1 protein-coding gene is annotated in these 650 nt (G+C 46.5%); it reads right to left on the minus strand.

What is annotated here, in order from left to right; translation table 11 throughout:
• Nucleotides 1-51 precede the first annotated feature (51 nt).
• The coding region (locus tag D791_RS18645; protein ID WP_036515081.1) for a PD-(D/E)XK nuclease family transposase at nt 52-650 on the minus strand (599 nt) is incomplete at its 5' end.

Genomic DNA, 650 nt, shown 5'->3' on the forward strand with positions numbered 1-650 from the left:
GGTGGGTAGAGTGCCTAAGCTAAACCATCGGCTTTGTGCCCCACTAAAAAATCAGTGGTTAGCCTTAAGCCTCAACTGTTCAACCTGGCCCACACTTAAACCTGACAGCTCTGCAATCATCACATCGTCCATTTCGGTACGGACGATAAGCTTAAGTGCAGTTTCACTCATCTGTGCTTGGCGACCTTTTTCAAGGCCTTGTGCTATGCCTTGCTCTATACCTTGCTCTATACCTTGCTCAATGCCTTTTTCAATGCCTTTTTCAATGCCCTGCTCAAAACCACCCTCTCTCGCTTCTTTCAACAAGGTCGCCTCATCATGCATCGCCCGTTGACGCACAAACGCCAACCGACGCTCTTCATCATCTGCACTAATCATCTTCAATCGCTCCATTGCCTTTTTCACTGGCTCATAAGGTATATCCACCATCTGAACCAGTCTCTGCCAATGTTCCAAAAACTCGATCCAAAACCTCAAAGACCCCGAGCTCAACTCTAATCGATCTGCCTTTTTCAGTTCGATCAAATTGACCTGCAACTCGTTCCCTAAACGAACATCCGGCTGCTTTTCATCTCGCATTTCAAAACGCCAAACCGCCTGTTGCTGCTGAGCCTCATTGTCCATAAATAAATCAAAATCCAACAGATGAA

It is taken from the genome of Nitrincola nitratireducens, assembly GCF_000585235.1.
Classification (GTDB): domain Bacteria; phylum Pseudomonadota; class Gammaproteobacteria; order Pseudomonadales; family Balneatricaceae; genus Nitrincola; species Nitrincola alkalisediminis.